Here is a 15,655-nt window from a genome sequence, read left to right on the forward strand (position 1 = left end):
GTCTGAACCTATGGAACAGCACACTCAAAATAATTACTGCCAGTATAATCGGACTATTTTATAAAAAATTATTGGTAGGGCAAACTATTTTTATATCTTTTCCCAAACATTTCCAAAAGGGCTTTTTTCCTATTGACAGCGCGCAAAATTGATGATAAGATGTATGTATAATTGATGTATGTATAATTAATAAGGAGCATAATAAATGTACAACAGAGCATTCCTGTTCAACGGCATCGGATCAAAACCCGAAAAGCTTCTTGTGAAGCTGCCGCCCGAACTCATGGATAAATACGAGTATTACTTAGATACTGCATTCGGCAGGCTCGGTCTCAACAAGGACTTAGAAAAGAACAAGGCTTACGACGGAAGAGTAGCTGAGTGGATAATCTCACTCATCTGCGACAGAGTCGTTTTTGAGCACTACATAGACAAGGGCATAATCCCCGATATAGGCGCAGGATACAGCTCGGGAATAGTCAGCATAAGCGGCTGCTTCGGCTCTGTGCCCCACGAATTCGCACACGATATCATCATGATGAACCGCGCTACGATGCGCTGTCTTGAGAGGAACAACGAAAAGCTGGATATGGGCATCGTTATAGGCTTCTCATACAGCGATATCGAAGAAATGTTCAAGGACAGATTCTCACCCGATGAAATTGTCATCGGAAGCGGTAACTCAAAGTTCCATGTCATGGTGAGCGGACGCGCCGACGCAGTTGAAAAGGCGCTTCTTTTATGTCAGAACGAGGGTGCTATCAAGGCTTTCAGCTTCGGTACAGGCGTTGCCTATCACCACCCCGTAATGAAGAAATATTCACAGGAGTACGTGGATTTCTGCGGCTCTATAGAATACAGCGCTCCCGTTTATCCCATACTCTCTATCTTCGACAGAGAGGTAATGACAGAGGGACGTCAGGTAATGCGCGAGAATCAGCTCAACGTCTATACGCCGATCCGCTGGGATCTGGCAATAAGCAGGCTTGAAGAGCTGGGTGTCACCGAGTTCTTCGATGTGAGCGCAAACGGCGCAGTGAGCAAGTTCTCACGTGTAAGCAGAAAATGTAAAATTTACACCCTTGAGGATATGTAAATTTTCATATAGCAAACACCCATTGAAAGGGAATAAGACAAGATTATCATTGATGGAGGAAATCATTATGAGAGAGATCACAGAAGAAATCAGACAGGAAATCAAGGACATGATCTTTGATTACTATGCAGAAGAATGTGAAGTTGAGAAGGACGAGATCACTATGGATACAAACCCACAGGAAGACCTCGGAAGCGACTCACTCATGTTCGTTGAGCTCATCGAGATGACTGCTGACAAGTACGACCTCGACATCAAGCTCCAGAGCATCGGCAAGTATATGCTCAAGTCACCTATGGATACAATGAGCGACGTAGTTGATATGTTCTGCAAGATCTATCAGTACGGCAACGACATCGTTAACCAGTAAGTGACAGCGATGTTACAGTCTGTTTTATCAGAGCTTCACGCCGAGGACGATATCGCCGTTCTCACTATAGACAACGGTCCGAAAAATCTCCTTACAGAGCCCGAATTCATCGACCGTAAGGAGCTTCTCGGCTGGCTTGACAAAAATCCGCAGATAAAGGCTCTCATCATCAAAGGCAAGGGCAGACATTTCTCCCACGGCGCCGACGTTTCACGCTTCGGCACCACAGACAGTGATGAGCTTTCTGCAAAGCTTGAAAACGCAAGGGAGCTTCTCCGCACTATCGAGAAGCTGCCTATAATAACTGCTGCTGCTATCAACGGCGGCTGCTTCGGCGGCGGACTTGAAATTGCTCTGAGCTGTCAGTTCAGAGTAGCTTCACCCTCTGCTTTTCTGGGACTTCCCGAGATAATGCACGGCGTAGTTCCCGGCATGGGCGGCATGGAACGCCTTTACAGGCTCCTCGGCAAAGAAAAGGCTCTCCGCATGATACTCTGCGGCGAGATGATAGGCGCTAAGGACGCTTTAGAGCTCGGTCTCGTTACCAAGCTCAGTGAAAACAAGAATTCCTTCGATGAGACAGTCTCCTTTGTCAAGGAACTGCTGAGCGGCAAGAGCCTCTCACAGATCAACGCGATCATCGAGACCTTCAACCTTGCAGCAGAGGGCGCAGAGGATCCCTCAAAGGGCAAGTTTGAGGCTGTTCTGACGGAGGCGTTCAAAAAATGAGAAGAAGCTCTTACAAATTAACAGTAAGGGGCTATGAGCTGGATTCCTTCGGACACGTCAACAACTCAGTATACCTACAGTACGCAGAGACCGCTCTGTGGAACTTCTTCAAGGTACACGGGCTGCTGGCAACTATTGTGGACGAAGGACTCTTTCCTGTTATAATGGAAAGCACCCAGCGCTATATACATGAGCTTAGAATGCTGGACGAGGTCAGGATAGACACTGAGGTCACCTGCTCGGGCGGCATCGTGAGCTACAAGCATAGCATAATAAACAAGAATACAGGTCTTGTTTCATGCAGAGTGACAGGCAAGCTCGCCTATGTGGATAAAAACCGCATGATATGCGATATTCCCGAAAAGGTGAGAGAGTGTCTGGAGGGGGACGATGATGACGATAACAAATAACGAGATAACCGCTAAGGTCTCTCAGATAAGCTCGCTGTATCAGCTTCTTGACAATAAGGAGCAGCTCGGCGAGCCTTGCTTACTGCTTATATATACCGGCAGCAGTACAGTACTCGGTGCGGACGATAACGAAAAATCCGCAGTAAAAGCTTTTCTCGCTGACGCACAGTTCATGTCGGCAATAGTTTCCGAGGACGAGCCCTCAGAGGAGCTCAGAGCCGCAGCTGATATGTGCATTAAGGCAGATGAGGCTGACGAGTTCGTTGAAAAACTCTTTAAGGATAAGACAAAAAAACAGATACAGGAGATAAACGCCTGCTTCATCGCAGCACGAAAGGCTCCTGCCGAAAAGGTGCTCGAAATCGAGTCGAGAGCCTTCTACCGCCTCATGGCTGACAAGAACGGAGGTGGCTCAGATGAGTGAGAATGGAATGATACTTGAGGAACAGGACGGTATCCTCGTCCTCTCAATGAATATGCCCGGAAACAACCTTATGACAGCAGACTTTTTCAGGGAATATGAGGCTGTAATGGCTGAAATAGAGGAAAAGGCTGCCAATAATACATACAAGGGACTTATTATCAAGGGCGCAGGCAGACATTTCAGCGTCGGCGCTGATGTTGACGCACTTTCAGACCGCTCTGCAAACGAATCATACGATGACTCTACAGGAGTTCTCCCCGAGGGACACATCAAGCAGAAGCACTTCTTCACATTCCTCAGAGAGCTGCCGTTCCCCGTTGTAAGCGTGGTAACGGGCTTCTGTATCGGCTCAGGCAGCGAAATTGCCGTAAACAGCCACTACAGAATAATCGAGAAGAACGCAAGAGTAGGTCAGCCCGAATCCACATTCGGCATACTTCCTGCACTTGGCGGAGTTGCAAGAACTATTGAGATATGCGGCATTCAGAACGCTTATCAGCTTGTTATGTCAGGCGAACTCATTCCTGCCGAGGAGGCATATTCTCTCGGCTGGGCTGACATCTTCGCAGACAAGAAGCAGGGCGTTCCCGAGGCTGTATCGCTTATAGAACATATATCAAAGAGCACAGAAAAATTCGTGCCTTCAGAATATAAGGAGTACATCAGCTCCTACTTAAAGAACAGGGAGGCGTGAATATGAAAATAGGAATAGTCGGCTACGGAAAAATGGGAAAGGACATCTTCTCCCTTTTCTTCGACAAGCTCCCCGATGCACAGTTCGTAGTCATCGACCTTTTTGGAGCTGAGGAAAACACCGCAGCACTCCTCAAAACTCTCGGCAAGAGCCTGAAACGCAAGAAGCTCACCGAGGAACAATACGAATTCAAGAAGGATTCATTCCTCTTTACCGACGATACCTCAGCACTCAGCGGCTGTGATGTCGTTATAGAAGCAGTTTTCGAAAACATGGCTGCCAAAAAGGAGCTCTTTGCAAAGGCTGCACAGGCTGTTTCAGATGACTGCATGCTCCTTACAAACACATCTTCACTGGATATCGCATCTGTATTCGCTGATATTTCTCACAAGGAGCGCTGCTTCGGTCTTCACTTCTTCTACCCCGTAAAGCTCACAGGCTTCGTGGAGCTCAATATCCTCCCCGAGACAGCACAGAGCAATGCGGAAAAGGCTGCACAGCTGGTAAAGAGCGCAGGCAAAAAGCCTATCGTATTCTCAGGAGAATACCACATCTACCTCAACCAGATACTTGCCTGCATGGTATCTCATGCAATATATCTCCGCGAGAGCTTCGGCGTTACTGCCGCAGAGCTCAACAAGTCTCTGGAGGAGCTCTTCCCCGTTGCCCCCCCATTTGAGGTGCTTGACAGCATAGGTCTCGGACTTATGGCAGGCAGTCCCGATAACTTCCGTATCGAAAGGAACAAGGGACTTCTCGGCTTCGGCTGTGACAAAATGAACGGCTGGCTCAGCGAGGGCTGCCCTAAGGAAACAATGACATTCCTTGACTTTATGGCAGAGCGCGAGAGCACAAGCGGCAAGGACTGCGGCGAGGCTGCACTTTACATGGCTGCTCTTATCCTCAACGAGACAGTAAACGCCGCAAGCGAATACAGCGGCGACAAGGCTGTACTTCTTGAGGCTGTACAGGATACCCTCGGACTTGCCGAGACTCCTGCATATTACTACGATAAATTCGGCGCTGAAAAGCTCTTCGCAGCACTTGACGGGCTCAGCGCAAAGACGGGCTTCGGCTCATACGTCCGCAAGGATAAGGACATCTGGGACAAAACATTCGCATAAAACCATAATTAATGATATGAGGTTGAATAAATGAAAAAAGTTGTTATCACAGGCATTGGTGCCGTTACATCAATAGGCTATACCGCTGAGGACTACTGGAATGGACTCATCGAGGGCAAGTGCGGTATGAGAACTATCACACGTATCCCCCTCGACAACCACGACACTACCGTTGCCGCAGAGGTTGACGACGCATTTGAGGCTGAAGCTTCAAAGTACTGGAAAAAGCGTCAGCTCAACGCTACTACTACCGTAACAAGAATGGGACTTGCTTCCGCAGGTGAAGCTATCGCAGACTGCGGAGTGGACATCACCACCTACAACGGCAAGAGAGTCGGCGTTATCTACGGCGTAATCGATAATTCATATGAGGATTACGAGCTTGACAAGCCCCTCAACATCACACTGAAAAAGATGCCTAACGAGCTGCCTGCTCTGGTATCCATCAAGTACGGCTTCACAGGCCCTTCCTTCAACGTGAGCACAGCCTGCGCTTCTTCTGCGTACGCTATCACACTTGGCAAGCAGTTCATCGAGTCGGGACTCTGTGACATGGTCATCGCAGGCGGTATCTCCAACACAGTTACCCACCTTGTTATCAGCGGCTTCAATCAGCTCCTTGCAATGTCGGTAAATCCCGATCCCGCAACAGCTGCACGCCCCTTCACAAAGAACCGCGACGGCTTCATCATGGGCGAGGGCGGCGGTACAGTCGTTCTTGAATCCGAGGAGAGCGCAAAGGCAAGAGGCGCCAAGATATACTGCGAGCTTGCAGGCGCTGCAATGTGCGGCGAGGCATTCAACCTTACAGCTCCAAAGACAGACGGCGTAGGCATGGCTGAGTCCATGAGACTTGCTCTTGACAACGCAGGACTTTCCCCTGATTCCGTTGACTACATCAACGCACACGGCACATCAACAGGTCTCAACGACCTCTACGAGACAAAGGCAGTCAAGGAAGTATTCGGCAAGAGAGCATACGATATCCCGGTATCCTCTGTAAAGGCTTCTATCGGTCACACTCTCGGCGCAGGCGGAGCTCTCGAAGCTATTGCTTGTATCAAGGCTATCGAGACAGGCATCGTACCTCCTACTTTACACTATGACGAGGCTGACCCCGAGCTCGACCTCAACTACGTTCCCAACAAGCCGCAGGAGCACAAGGTAGACGTTGCTATCTCCAACTCATTCGGCTTCGGCGGACACAATGCAACTCTTGTACTGAAAAGATATGAAAAGTAAGAACATTTTCGCGTTCTATGATATATAACGATATTTCGGGACGTCGAGACGCCGTCCCCTACAGGATAAAAAAGCTCTTGTAGGGGCTGGCGTCCCCGACAGCCCGTCGGATCGTTTTTTGAAAGGATAAATAATTATGCCAATAGCACAGATGAAGACAAACTTCAGGTTCAGCGCATCTGCCGCAAAGACTGCTTTTCTCGATGAGGCAGCCACAGAGCTGGCAGATATACTCAAAAAACCGCTGCCTGCAATAATGGTGATGCTGGACGACTGCTCAATGTACATGAACAAGTCTGAGGATACAGTTTTCTTCGCAGAGTTCAGATACATTCTCCCACAGGAGTATGCCGACAACAAGGCTGCTTTCCTCAAAGAGCTTGCAGACAGGATGCTGAGTCTTATACAGAAGCACACTCAGGTCGATCCCTACCGCATATATATGCAGTTCACGGAAATGACCCGCGAGGGCGCGTGGAAGTACACAGGCTGAGACATAAACATGAAAGGATATAGATAAATATGAAATGGGCAATCAGAGACCTGCTTAACCCCGTAGCAACACGTTCACTCCTTTACGGAGCAGACCCCTTCGATCTGGAATCAATACTCAAAAAAATAGACAACATCAAAGTAAAGAGCGGCAAGCAGATACAGAACGTATGGCTTGAAGAATGGCACTCTAAGATAGACCGCTATACCGAGCTCCGAGACAAGGCTGAGGCAGCAGGAAACAAGATCTCCGCAAGAGAATATGCAAAGATGATAGCACAGTGCCACTACGCCTGCTTCATGGTAAACATTGAGGACGTAGAACACAAGACAGAGATATACAACGGTCTCGTTGAGAGCTACAGACACTATGCAAAGCTCTGCAAAAACAAGATAGAGTACGTTGAGATAGACACAAAGGCAGGCAAGATACCTGCTTATATCCACTACCCCGATTCAGGAAGAAAGACAGACTACCCTGTAGTCATCACATACTCAGGCATCGGAAGCTGCAAGGAGGAGCTTGAAATGCTGGCTGCTCCCCTCAATGAAAGAGGCATCGCAGTCATCACTCCCGATATGCCCGGCGCAGGCGCTGCTATAATCTACAACAACATCAAGTGCGGCGGCAAGCAGATAGAGGCTGCATTTGACGGAATATACAAGTTCGTAAAGAACCACAAGAAGCTCGACGAAAAGAATATGGCTAACTTCGGTCTTTGCATGGGCGGCGGCTATGCATTCCGCGCAACTGTAAAGAACCCCAAGATAAAGGCTTGCGTAAGCCTCTTCCCTCTCCTTATGAACTTCGCAGACCAGGGCAGCATTCCTGTATGGATGAAGCGCGGCAAGTGGAGCTCATACCAGTATTCAGACGATTACCTTGAGGGCATGAGAACTCTTGAGGAGGGCACACACAAGGCTGACTTCCTTATGGTATACAGCAGCGACGACAACTGGATGACTCCCGAGGCTTCACAGAAGCTTCTCGACAAGGCTCAGGGCTACAAGGAGTGTATCCATATCGAGGATAAGCCTGCATACGTTTCCGAGGAAACTATCATGCACGCAATGCCTGTGGGTGAGCAGTATCACTGGGTAAAGCACATCGCAGCAGACTTCATTGCTGCAAGACTTATTGGGGGGAAGAAATAATGTCAGAAAAATTCTTTGATTATTACAGCAGGTACGCTCAGGAAACTCCTGACAAGGTGCTTCTGAGAATAGATGATAATGAACTCACTTACGGACAGTTCATGGAAAAGACCGCAGTTCTCGGCTCTGCAATGAAAAAGACAGGCATCGCCGCAAACGATAAGGTAGGCATTTGTATGCCTAACAGCATCGAGTGGTATCTTGTATTCTGGTCAGCAGTAAGAATAGGCGCACAGCCTGTTCCTATGGATCCTCAGAGCGGCTCATTCGAGCTCTCAAAGCTTATCCCTGCTACAACATCTAAGGTGATGTTCATTACCGAGAAGTACAGAAACAACAACATCATCGCTGCTGTAAGCGAGCTGGTGCCTTCACAGATAGCTCTCGGAAAGGTTATTTGCTTCGCTGACGACAGCGTTATCCCACAGGACAGCTGCTATATCTCCGCTGACAAGTTCATGGCTGAGTACGGCAGCAAGGACTGCGATATATATGAGCCTGAGTATCTCCACACAATGTCACTTGCCTGCACATCAGGCAGCACAGGCACACCTAAGATACTCTCAGTACCTTCCGGCGGATTCCTCTCAACACAGAGAGATATGGGAGACTATCTCGAATTCAGAGCTGATGACGTAATGATGCTTGGTATGACACTCTATCATCAGGGCGGCTTCGGCATGGGACAGCAGATGGTGCTCAAGGGCGGTACAGTTATGTATCAGCCTCAGTTCAATCCTGTTACATTCCTTGAAACTGTTCAGAAGTACAAGATAAACGTTATCCAGCTCACTTCCACACTTGCAAAGGTTCTTCTGTCAACTCCCGATTTTGACAAGTACGACCTTTCAAGCGTCCGCATCTGCTACTTTGCAGGCGAGGTTCTCCCTAAAGAGATAGCTGACATCTTCGTTGAAAAGCTCCATATCCGCGTTATCAATGTTATCGGCTCATCAGAGACCTGTACAATGGTAGTATGGGACTCAGCTATCGACAACGGCACTGACCCGAGCGACTTCAAGAAGCTCAGCTTCACTGATGTCCGCGTTATCGACGAGAAGCACAATGATGTTCCCGAGGGCGAGGTAGGCGAGCTGTGCGTATACACAGACGGCGTTATCACAGATTACTTCGGCAATCCCGAGCTCTCAGCAGAGAAGATACTCACAGACGAGCAGGGACGCCGCTGGTTCTGCACAGGCGACCTTGTAAACAAGCTCCCTAATGGTATAGTTCGTTTCGCAGGAAGAAGCAAGCGTATCATCAAGCGCGGCGGAAACCTTGTACACGCTGAGGAAGTAGAGGCTTGCCTCCTTACTCACCCACAGATCGCAGCTGCTGCTGTAACAGACGAGCCCCACCCCGTTATCGGTCAGCAGATAGTTGCTTATATCCAGCCAAAGGGCGACGCAAGAATAACAAGAGGCGATATCGCAAAGTACTTTGACGGAAAGCTCTCCGCCTACAAGGTGCCAGATAAGGTAGTTCCCGTTGAGGAGATACCAAAGGATATCGGCAAGATACAGTTCAAATATCTGAGAAAAAAGGAGTATAAATAATGAATAACCTTAATTTTGACGAGTTTACAAAGGCAATTTCCGATTACGTAGGCGTTGACGCTTCCGAGATCACAAGAGATACAGACGTTTACGACGACCTTTTCCTTGATTCACTGGGACTTTTCGGCCTCGGCTCTGAGATAACAGAGACCTTCAAGCTCAATATTCCCCTTTCGCTGGTAGCTTCTATCAGCAAGGTAGGCGAGATATTTGACCTCCTCAACGAAAAGGGCACACCTGTCGAGTAATATGGTATTATTCTTTTTTCCACACGCAGGCGGCTCTGCAAAGAGCTACAGCTCCTTCAAGCGCTTTCTGCCAAAGGAGCTGACTGTAGTTCCTATGGAGCTCTCAGGACGCTTTACGCGCTCCGCAGAGCTTCTCCTCGATAATGTACAGGACTGCATTGCCGACCTCATAGAGAAACATTCTGAGCTTCTCAGCGGCGACTATGCCCTCTTCGGTCACAGCATGGGAACTGTACTCGTAACCGAGTTCGTAAAACAGACTAAGGCAAAGGGACTTCCACAGCCCTGTCACATATTCCTTTCTGGAAAAAATCCCCCCGACGAGGAAGTACACTGCTTTGAAAATGCTGACACTGCTTCCGATGATGAGATAGTATCGTTTTTCACAGCTAATTCCCTTTCCTCAAACGCTCCTGTTCCCGACGAGGAGCTCATGCGCACTCTCAACCGCATACTCTGCACAGATGTACGCATGGCAGAGCGCTATAAAGCCTCTCCCGAGAACGTAATGTTCGGCTGTGACATCACAGTGATATACGGCAAGGACGATCCTCTCATGCAGAGCGTGGATATGAACAGCTGGAGCAGATTTACCGACGGCAAATGCGAGGTATATCCCTTCGGCGGCGATCATTTCTACTATCAGCAGCATAAGGAAGAGGTCTGCGGTATCATAAAAGAAAAACTGCATATATAACAAAAATAACCTGCTTGTTAACAGCACTGATACATAAGTTTTGAGCCATAGTATTTCTGATGTGTAGTCAGAAGTACTATGGCTTTTCTATTGACATTTCAGCAACGGAATGCTATAATGTGTACTAATATAAATCGGATTTTGAGGTGAGGCAGATGAAAATAAAAAAAGTATTACGTGTAACAGGTAAGGTCTTATTGATACTGCTTCTGCTTATCGTCCTATTGCTTCTGACAACAACTATTGTTTATCATATCAAACTGAATAAGGTCGAAAAGCAGCTGCAGGAAGCGGGATATTACAATCCTGTATCGGTGGGTGATCATTCTCTCAATGTGTATGCCTGCGGCAATGAAAATGGTCAGCATACCATCATTGCACTGGCGGGCTTTGGCGACGGAGAAATGTTTCTCGGCTGGCGGCAGATGACCGCAGAGATCGAACAGGATAACCGTCTTGTCTTCATTGACCGTGCAGGCTATGGATTAAGCGATGATACCAGGCAGGAAATGACGCCAGAAACTGTCGTTGAGGAATACAGGACGGCTTTGAAGAATTCAGGCATAGAAGCCCCTTATCTGCTGATGGGACATTCCCTGGGCGGATTGTACGCAACCTACTGGGAATGCAATTATCCTGATGAAATCGAGGGTGTCGTATTTGTAGACGGTACATTCTGCTTTGAAATTCCCGAAGAAGAGCAACTCGGTGCCGGGGCTGCGGCAAAGTTGATACCTGTCGTTGAAACACTCGGATTTGCGCCGTTTATCATACGCAGTGATTACGGAAGATTCTTGAAAATGATGTCTAAAGAGCAGGAGGAACAGGCAATTTACCTGATGAGCAAAACTCTCGGCGCATCCGCATCAATCAATGAGATGGACAAGATCGATCTGGAGTGTGATGATGTATGGAAGAAAATGAAGCCGACAGATATTCCGAAGTGCTACATTGAAGCAACTCTCGCCTATCGCACAAAAGAGGACTTTATCAATGACGGTATCTCGGCTGAATCGCTGATAAATGTCTATGTTGATCCTTCAATGAAGGATGCAGGCGAGGATGCTATCTATGAAGAAGCATTGCGGATGTCGGAACAGAGGTGCACGGAATGGGCAGAACCTTATTATGAAAAACTCGGGAACTGCAAAGTAGTCGAACTGCCCGGTGATCATGTCATCTTTCTGGATAAGCCTGAAAAATGCAGCAAAATAATAAAAGAATTCATTGATGGATTAGACAGCTGAAAAACACAATGCCCCTGAGCGTTACTAAACGCTCAGGGGCCAAACTTTATATAGGTATCAGCCATATAAAGTTCCCTTTTGTTATATTTCAGTTGACAGCAGCCTTTTTAGCTGTAGTTACAATAGCCGAACCGCTGTATTTCACCTTTCTCACAAGAATGGTGAGGAGAATGAGCATTACTGCAAAGCCAGCCTCTATCAGATAGCACTGTATCACGCTGCTCTGATTGAAGGGCTCTATGTCAGCTATCATGTTATTAGCCTTGACGTACCAGTAAGCAGGAAGGAATCTCGCTACAGAGAGAACTCCGTCGCTGAGCACCTCCATTGGGATAAATATTCCGCATAGGAAGCTCATACCGATACTTAGCACCTGTGTGATAAGATTAAGCACATTTTCCTTCGGCTCAAAACTTGAAATAAATACTGAAATGGCTGTTACAACTACTGAGAATATGAAGCTGTTAATCACTGCATACCATGCTCTGCCCGTGTACATCTCCTCGTTCAGTATCGCACCTATTATAATAAGCAGCAGCCATACTGCCAGCACAAAGACTGCGCTTCCAATAAACATCTGGTATGTGTACTTTGAGGGAGCGATGCATGAGCAGTTTGTGCGGTAGCGAATGTCCTTGTTGTTCATGGTAACAAGGACCTGACAAACCACGGTGAACACAGCCGCAATGAGGATATACGGCATATACTGGAAATATCCTGCAAAGTCAACGCTGAAGTGTGAGCTGCCGCCCTTGTCCACTCTCAGCATATCCACCTCTGTATTCTGGGCGAGAGCTTCCTCTGTGGAGCTTATAGCCTCATCAAGAGTCCTTCCCATAGTGAGATAAGCCTTTACAGACGTTGTGTACTCATCAAGGAACTGCCCCATATATACTACAGAGTAGTTTTCATCAATATGATAGCTTCCGAAGAGGTCGGCTGTATCCCCTGCCGCAAGCCTCTCAGCATAGCCCTTTTTGATAATAAGAGCATAGTTGACACGCTTATAGTAAAGCGAATCTATAATAGTGTCCCTGTCGTTTTCTATTTCATCTATATCATTTCTTTTGCCTATGAAGTCGATGAGAGCATGGCTCTCTGGAGTATCGTCCTCATCGAAAACACATATGTCCAGTTTTGTGACCTCGAATTTATTGTCCTTTGTGGACGCATTGGTAACGATTATTGAGATGACCACGAACACGATAATATATATCATCGCAGAAGGCAGTCTCTTTCTCATTACCTTCAGCATAGCCTTAAATACTTGCATACTTTTTCCTCCTTGACGAAAGAATACCAAGAATAATGAATATCGCCGTGATCACGAACATAGTTACGAGCTTTGTGAGATAGCGGTCATAGTCCTCATAGATGTTCAGACAGTAGAAACTGTCGGAGATTACCGCAACGGGATTGATATTGTTGAACCACGGTGCCTTTTCTGCTACGATAGACTTCATATTGCCCATCATAAGTCCGCTCAGGAAGCACAGCAGCATTGATGTGGTCATAAGGATAGCCGTCTTTACCTTTTCGCTTACACGTGCAACTGAACCAACAAAGAAGCCAAAGGATACTCCGAGTATTCCGCCCAGCACCGCTGTAGGATATACCAGCCACAGTCTGTCGCCGAAGTCTATTTTTAACACGAAAACAAGGAATGTTACACATATCAGCATACAAACAGTCTGAAGTACGAAGCTTCCTGCAAGACTTGCAAGGACACTTATGGATTTCGGTACAGGTGAACAGCAGCTTCTTGCACCAAGTGCCGAAAGGTCAGCCTGTCTGCGCACCGTCACTGTCATTCCTGTGATACAGCCGAACATAGCCACCATAGCGATGAGGTTGTAGAAGTACTGTGCATATACATCGGGATTTCCCTGTGTAACAGGTATCTCAGTACATGAGGATACAGTTTCCGAGGTAAGGGACGAGATGACCTCCTGAGCCTTTTCGGGAGCTGTATTTATAGCGTCCATAGCTATTTTTTCGCGGACTGAGTACTGCTCAACAAAGGATTTGAGCATGGTCTCGCGTAGACCTTTCTCCTTGACAGTGAGTTTCAGCTTTTCACCCGAGAAAATTATTCCCTCTGCGTCACCGTCGTCAAGAAGCTTTTCAGCCATCTCCCTGTCCACAAAGCTGACCTTGAGGAACGGCTTGTCAGCACTCTGAATATTTTCAAGCACCTGTCTGAAGGCAGGATTTTCGCTCTCCTCCACTACAGCAACAGGAATAGAGCTGAATTTCTCTGTCTTTTCGTAAATGCTTCCGAAGCCCACCTTAAAGACGGTGCCCAGAAGTATAGGAAAGAGTATGAGCCAGATGATGAGGTCCTTGCTGCGCAGACCGCCTTTGAGCTCATATTTAAGTATGTGCAGGAACATGGTCAATCCTCCTTGTCTCTGAGAGCAGTACCTGTGATTTCAAGGAACACGTCATTGAGTGTAGGGAGCTCCGTGTATACTCTTCCGAAGCCCAACTCGTTTTTCTGCAATACATCAAGAACTCTCGTGAGATTATGCTTGCCGCCCGAGCAGTACACCGAAAGCTTTCCGTTGGCGTATTCTGTATCGTAAACATGAGGCAGACCTGAGATCCCGCTGTACACCTTATCAGGAAGCTCCAGTATCTCAATAGTTATAGTCTCTGTATTCTTGATCATGCGTTTAAGCTCGTCCTTAGTGCCCTCTGCCACCTTTCTGCCCTTGTCCATGATAGCGATACGGGTACATATCTGCTCTACCTCCTCCATGTAGTGAGAGGTATATATGACTGTTGTACCGTTTTTATTGAGCTCCTGTATACCCTCAAGGATACGGTTTCGGCTCTGCGGATCAACAGCAACAGTAGGCTCATCGAGGATAATGAGCTTTGGCTTGTGTGCTATTCCGCAGGCGATATTAAGTCTGCGGAGAAGTCCCCCCGACAGCTTCTTAGGATAGAATCTGCGGAAATCCTCCAGCCCTACGAATTTAATTGCTTCTTCAACGCACTGCTTTCTCTTTTCCTTGTCGTTTATATAGAGTCCGCAGAAATAATCAATATTCTCATAGACAGTAAGCTCATCAAATACCGCCACATTCTGCATGATGACGCCTATCTCTTTTTTTATATCATAGCTGACGGGAGTCATCTTCTTTCCGAATATCTCTATATCGCCCTTGTCAAAGGCAAGAAGCGACAGCAGACAGTTTATGGTAGTAGTCTTTCCCGAGCCGTTAGGACCGAGAAGTCCGAATATCTCACCCTGCTCAATTTCAAGGTCAAAGTGATCCAGAGCTATAAGGTCGCCGTAGCGCTTTACGAGGTCCTTTATTTTAACAACAGTATTCATAGTGTTTTCCTCCCTTATGTTTTCACTGTAATCATTATACAATACATGAGAATGTTTTTGTAGTGTCTTGCGTCAGTTTCTCATGTGACATTTGTCACATTTCAGATATTGCAAATGTCATAAGGGCATCTCTAAAAAATCCATTATTGTAATGTTACTGTAAGATTGATGTTTTATAATGGGTTTAACATAAGAGAAAGGTGGCCTTTATATGGAAAACAACATTTTAATAAAAACCGAAAAGCTCTGCAAGCAGTACGGCGAGGGCGAGACCAAGCTCATGGCGGTAAACAACATCGACCTCGAAGTCCGCAAGGGCGAATTCGTCGCAATTACAGGTGAAAGCGGCAGCGGCAAGACTACTCTGCTCAACTGCCTCGGCTCACTTGACCGACCTACCAGCGGCAGTATATTCGTCAGCGGCAAGGACATCACCAAGCTTGACGACAAGGGGCTTTCCGCCTACCGCAGAAAGAATATAGGCTTTATATTCCAGGCTTATAACCTTATCCCCGTCCTCAATGTTGAGGAGAATATCGTTCTTCCACTGAATCTTGACAATACTCCCCCTGATATGGAATTTTTAGAGGAGCTCCTGCGCCTTACGGGACTTGACAAAAAGCGTCAGAACTATCCTCACGAGCTCTCGGGCGGTCAGCAGCAGCGTGTAGCCTTTGCCCGTGCCCTCATACACAAGCCCCAGATAATACTTGCTGACGAGCCTACAGGCAACCTTGACAGCAAAAACAGCCGCGAGATCATATCAATACTGAAAAGCTCTATTAAAAAGTACAACCAGACGCTGATACTCATTACCCATGACGG

The 15,655-nt window shown here is 47.3% G+C and carries 18 protein-coding genes; 15 read left to right on the forward strand and 3 right to left on the reverse strand.

Going from position 1 to position 15,655, the window contains the following annotated elements; all coding sequences use genetic code 11:
• Positions 1–205: 205 nt before the first annotated feature.
• From K5677_RS01650 to K5677_RS01715, 14 genes are all read left to right on the forward strand, one after another.
• Complete coding sequence (locus K5677_RS01650; protein WP_296723924.1) at positions 206–1,096, forward strand: ACP S-malonyltransferase; 891 nt, start codon at positions 206–208, stop codon at positions 1,094–1,096.
• A 67-nt stretch (positions 1,097–1,163) separates the two neighbouring features.
• Positions 1,164–1,466: a phosphopantetheine-binding protein gene (locus tag K5677_RS01655; protein ID WP_024861539.1), complete on the forward strand. Its 303-nt coding sequence runs from the start codon at positions 1,164–1,166 to the stop codon at positions 1,464–1,466.
• 9 nt (positions 1,467–1,475) lie between these two features.
• Positions 1,476–2,195, forward strand: coding sequence for an enoyl-CoA hydratase/isomerase family protein (locus K5677_RS01660; RefSeq protein WP_296723926.1), 720 nt, complete (start codon positions 1,476–1,478; stop codon positions 2,193–2,195).
• Positions 2,192–2,605, forward strand: coding sequence for a thioesterase family protein (locus K5677_RS01665; RefSeq protein WP_296723928.1), 414 nt, complete (start codon positions 2,192–2,194; stop codon positions 2,603–2,605). Before K5677_RS01660 ends, K5677_RS01665 begins: the two co-directional genes overlap by 4 nt.
• On the forward strand, positions 2,586–3,029 hold the full coding sequence (locus K5677_RS01670) for a hypothetical protein (protein ID WP_296723930.1): 444 nt from the start codon (positions 2,586–2,588) through the stop codon (positions 3,027–3,029). Before K5677_RS01665 ends, K5677_RS01670 begins: the two co-directional genes overlap by 20 nt.
• On the forward strand, positions 3,022–3,723 hold the full coding sequence (locus tag K5677_RS01675; protein ID WP_296723932.1) for an enoyl-CoA hydratase/isomerase family protein: 702 nt from the start codon (positions 3,022–3,024) through the stop codon (positions 3,721–3,723). The genes K5677_RS01670 and K5677_RS01675 overlap by 8 nt, the downstream gene beginning before the upstream one ends.
• Before the next feature lie 2 nt (positions 3,724–3,725).
• Positions 3,726–4,847: a 3-hydroxyacyl-CoA dehydrogenase family protein gene (locus tag K5677_RS01680; protein ID WP_296723935.1), complete on the forward strand. Its 1,122-nt coding sequence runs from the start codon at positions 3,726–3,728 to the stop codon at positions 4,845–4,847.
• Positions 4,848–4,877: 30 nt separating this feature from the next.
• Positions 4,878–6,089, forward strand: a complete 1,212-nt coding sequence (locus tag K5677_RS01685; protein WP_164174605.1) for a beta-ketoacyl-[acyl-carrier-protein] synthase family protein — start codon at positions 4,878–4,880, stop codon at positions 6,087–6,089.
• A 136-nt stretch (positions 6,090–6,225) separates the two neighbouring features.
• Positions 6,226–6,582 carry a phenylpyruvate tautomerase MIF-related protein gene (locus K5677_RS01690; RefSeq protein ID WP_296723938.1) on the forward strand — a complete coding sequence of 119 codons (357 nt, stop codon included), beginning with the start codon at positions 6,226–6,228 and terminating at the stop codon, positions 6,580–6,582.
• Positions 6,583–6,611: 29 nt separating this feature from the next.
• A complete protein-coding gene (locus tag K5677_RS01695; RefSeq protein WP_296723940.1) occupies positions 6,612–7,736 on the forward strand; it encodes an alpha/beta hydrolase in 1,125 nt (374 codons plus the stop codon).
• A complete protein-coding gene (locus K5677_RS01700) occupies positions 7,736–9,295 on the forward strand; it encodes a class I adenylate-forming enzyme family protein (RefSeq protein WP_296723943.1) in 1,560 nt (519 codons plus the stop codon). Before K5677_RS01695 ends, K5677_RS01700 begins: the two co-directional genes overlap by 1 nt.
• Positions 9,295–9,543 carry an acyl carrier protein gene (locus K5677_RS01705; protein ID WP_296723945.1) on the forward strand — a complete coding sequence of 83 codons (249 nt, stop codon included), beginning with the start codon at positions 9,295–9,297 and terminating at the stop codon, positions 9,541–9,543. Before K5677_RS01700 ends, K5677_RS01705 begins: the two co-directional genes overlap by 1 nt.
• Before the next feature lies 1 nt (position 9,544).
• Entirely contained in the window at positions 9,545–10,240 is a 696-nt protein-coding gene (locus K5677_RS01710) for an alpha/beta fold hydrolase (RefSeq protein ID WP_296723947.1), read from the forward strand.
• Between the two features lie 155 nt (positions 10,241–10,395).
• Entirely contained in the window at positions 10,396–11,487 is a 1,092-nt protein-coding gene (locus K5677_RS01715) for an alpha/beta hydrolase (protein WP_296723948.1), read from the forward strand.
• Positions 11,488–11,575: 88 nt separating this feature from the next.
• Here the strand turns inward: K5677_RS01715 and K5677_RS01720 are convergent, their stop codons facing one another.
• Genes K5677_RS01720 through K5677_RS01730 form a run of 3 tightly spaced genes read right to left on the reverse strand, consistent with a single transcriptional unit; the run spans position 11,576 to position 14,830 of the window.
• Positions 11,576–12,760 carry an ABC transporter permease gene (locus K5677_RS01720; RefSeq protein ID WP_296723950.1) on the reverse strand — a complete coding sequence of 395 codons (1,185 nt, stop codon included), beginning with the start codon at positions 12,758–12,760 and terminating at the stop codon, positions 11,576–11,578.
• Positions 12,747–13,880 (reverse strand): ABC transporter permease, encoded by a 1,134-nt coding sequence (locus tag K5677_RS01725; RefSeq protein ID WP_296723952.1) that lies wholly within the window; start codon positions 13,878–13,880, stop codon positions 12,747–12,749. Before K5677_RS01725 ends, K5677_RS01720 begins: the two co-directional genes overlap by 14 nt.
• A gap of 2 nt (positions 13,881–13,882) precedes the next feature.
• Complete coding sequence (locus K5677_RS01730) at positions 13,883–14,830, reverse strand: ABC transporter ATP-binding protein (protein WP_296723954.1); 948 nt, start codon at positions 14,828–14,830, stop codon at positions 13,883–13,885.
• A gap of 211 nt (positions 14,831–15,041) precedes the next feature.
• Here K5677_RS01730 and K5677_RS01735 point away from each other — a divergent pair.
• A partial coding sequence (locus K5677_RS01735; RefSeq protein WP_296723956.1) for an ABC transporter ATP-binding protein occupies positions 15,042–15,655 on the forward strand: 614 nt, incomplete at its 3' end.

The sequence above is a fragment of the Ruminococcus sp. genome, assembly GCF_024684275.1.

Excerpts from the sequence above, each read along its gene's own strand:
- K5677_RS01650 (WP_296723924.1), top strand. The coding sequence starts at position 206 with ATGTACAACAGAGCATTCCTGTTCAACGGCATCGGATCAAAACCCGAA.
- K5677_RS01655 (WP_024861539.1), top strand. The coding sequence starts at position 1,164 with ATGAGAGAGATCACAGAAGAAATCAGACAGGAAATCAAGGACATGATC.
- K5677_RS01660 (WP_296723926.1), top strand. The coding sequence starts at position 1,476 with ATGTTACAGTCTGTTTTATCAGAGCTTCACGCCGAGGACGATATCGCC.
- K5677_RS01665 (WP_296723928.1), top strand. The coding sequence starts at position 2,192 with ATGAGAAGAAGCTCTTACAAATTAACAGTAAGGGGCTATGAGCTGGAT.
- K5677_RS01670 (WP_296723930.1), top strand. The coding sequence starts at position 2,586 with ATGATGACGATAACAAATAACGAGATAACCGCTAAGGTCTCTCAGATA.
- K5677_RS01675 (WP_296723932.1), top strand. The coding sequence starts at position 3,022 with ATGAGTGAGAATGGAATGATACTTGAGGAACAGGACGGTATCCTCGTC.
- K5677_RS01680 (WP_296723935.1), top strand. The coding sequence starts at position 3,726 with ATGAAAATAGGAATAGTCGGCTACGGAAAAATGGGAAAGGACATCTTC.
- K5677_RS01685 (WP_164174605.1), top strand. The coding sequence starts at position 4,878 with ATGAAAAAAGTTGTTATCACAGGCATTGGTGCCGTTACATCAATAGGC.
- K5677_RS01690 (WP_296723938.1), top strand. The coding sequence starts at position 6,226 with ATGCCAATAGCACAGATGAAGACAAACTTCAGGTTCAGCGCATCTGCC.
- K5677_RS01695 (WP_296723940.1), top strand. The coding sequence starts at position 6,612 with ATGAAATGGGCAATCAGAGACCTGCTTAACCCCGTAGCAACACGTTCA.
- K5677_RS01700 (WP_296723943.1), top strand. The coding sequence starts at position 7,736 with ATGTCAGAAAAATTCTTTGATTATTACAGCAGGTACGCTCAGGAAACT.
- K5677_RS01705 (WP_296723945.1), top strand. The coding sequence starts at position 9,295 with ATGAATAACCTTAATTTTGACGAGTTTACAAAGGCAATTTCCGATTAC.
- K5677_RS01710 (WP_296723947.1), top strand. The coding sequence starts at position 9,545 with ATGGTATTATTCTTTTTTCCACACGCAGGCGGCTCTGCAAAGAGCTAC.
- K5677_RS01715 (WP_296723948.1), top strand. The coding sequence starts at position 10,396 with ATGAAAATAAAAAAAGTATTACGTGTAACAGGTAAGGTCTTATTGATA.
- K5677_RS01720 (WP_296723950.1), bottom strand. The coding sequence starts at position 12,760 with ATGCAAGTATTTAAGGCTATGCTGAAGGTAATGAGAAAGAGACTGCCT.
- K5677_RS01725 (WP_296723952.1), bottom strand. The coding sequence starts at position 13,880 with ATGTTCCTGCACATACTTAAATATGAGCTCAAAGGCGGTCTGCGCAGC.
- K5677_RS01730 (WP_296723954.1), bottom strand. The coding sequence starts at position 14,830 with ATGAATACTGTTGTTAAAATAAAGGACCTCGTAAAGCGCTACGGCGAC.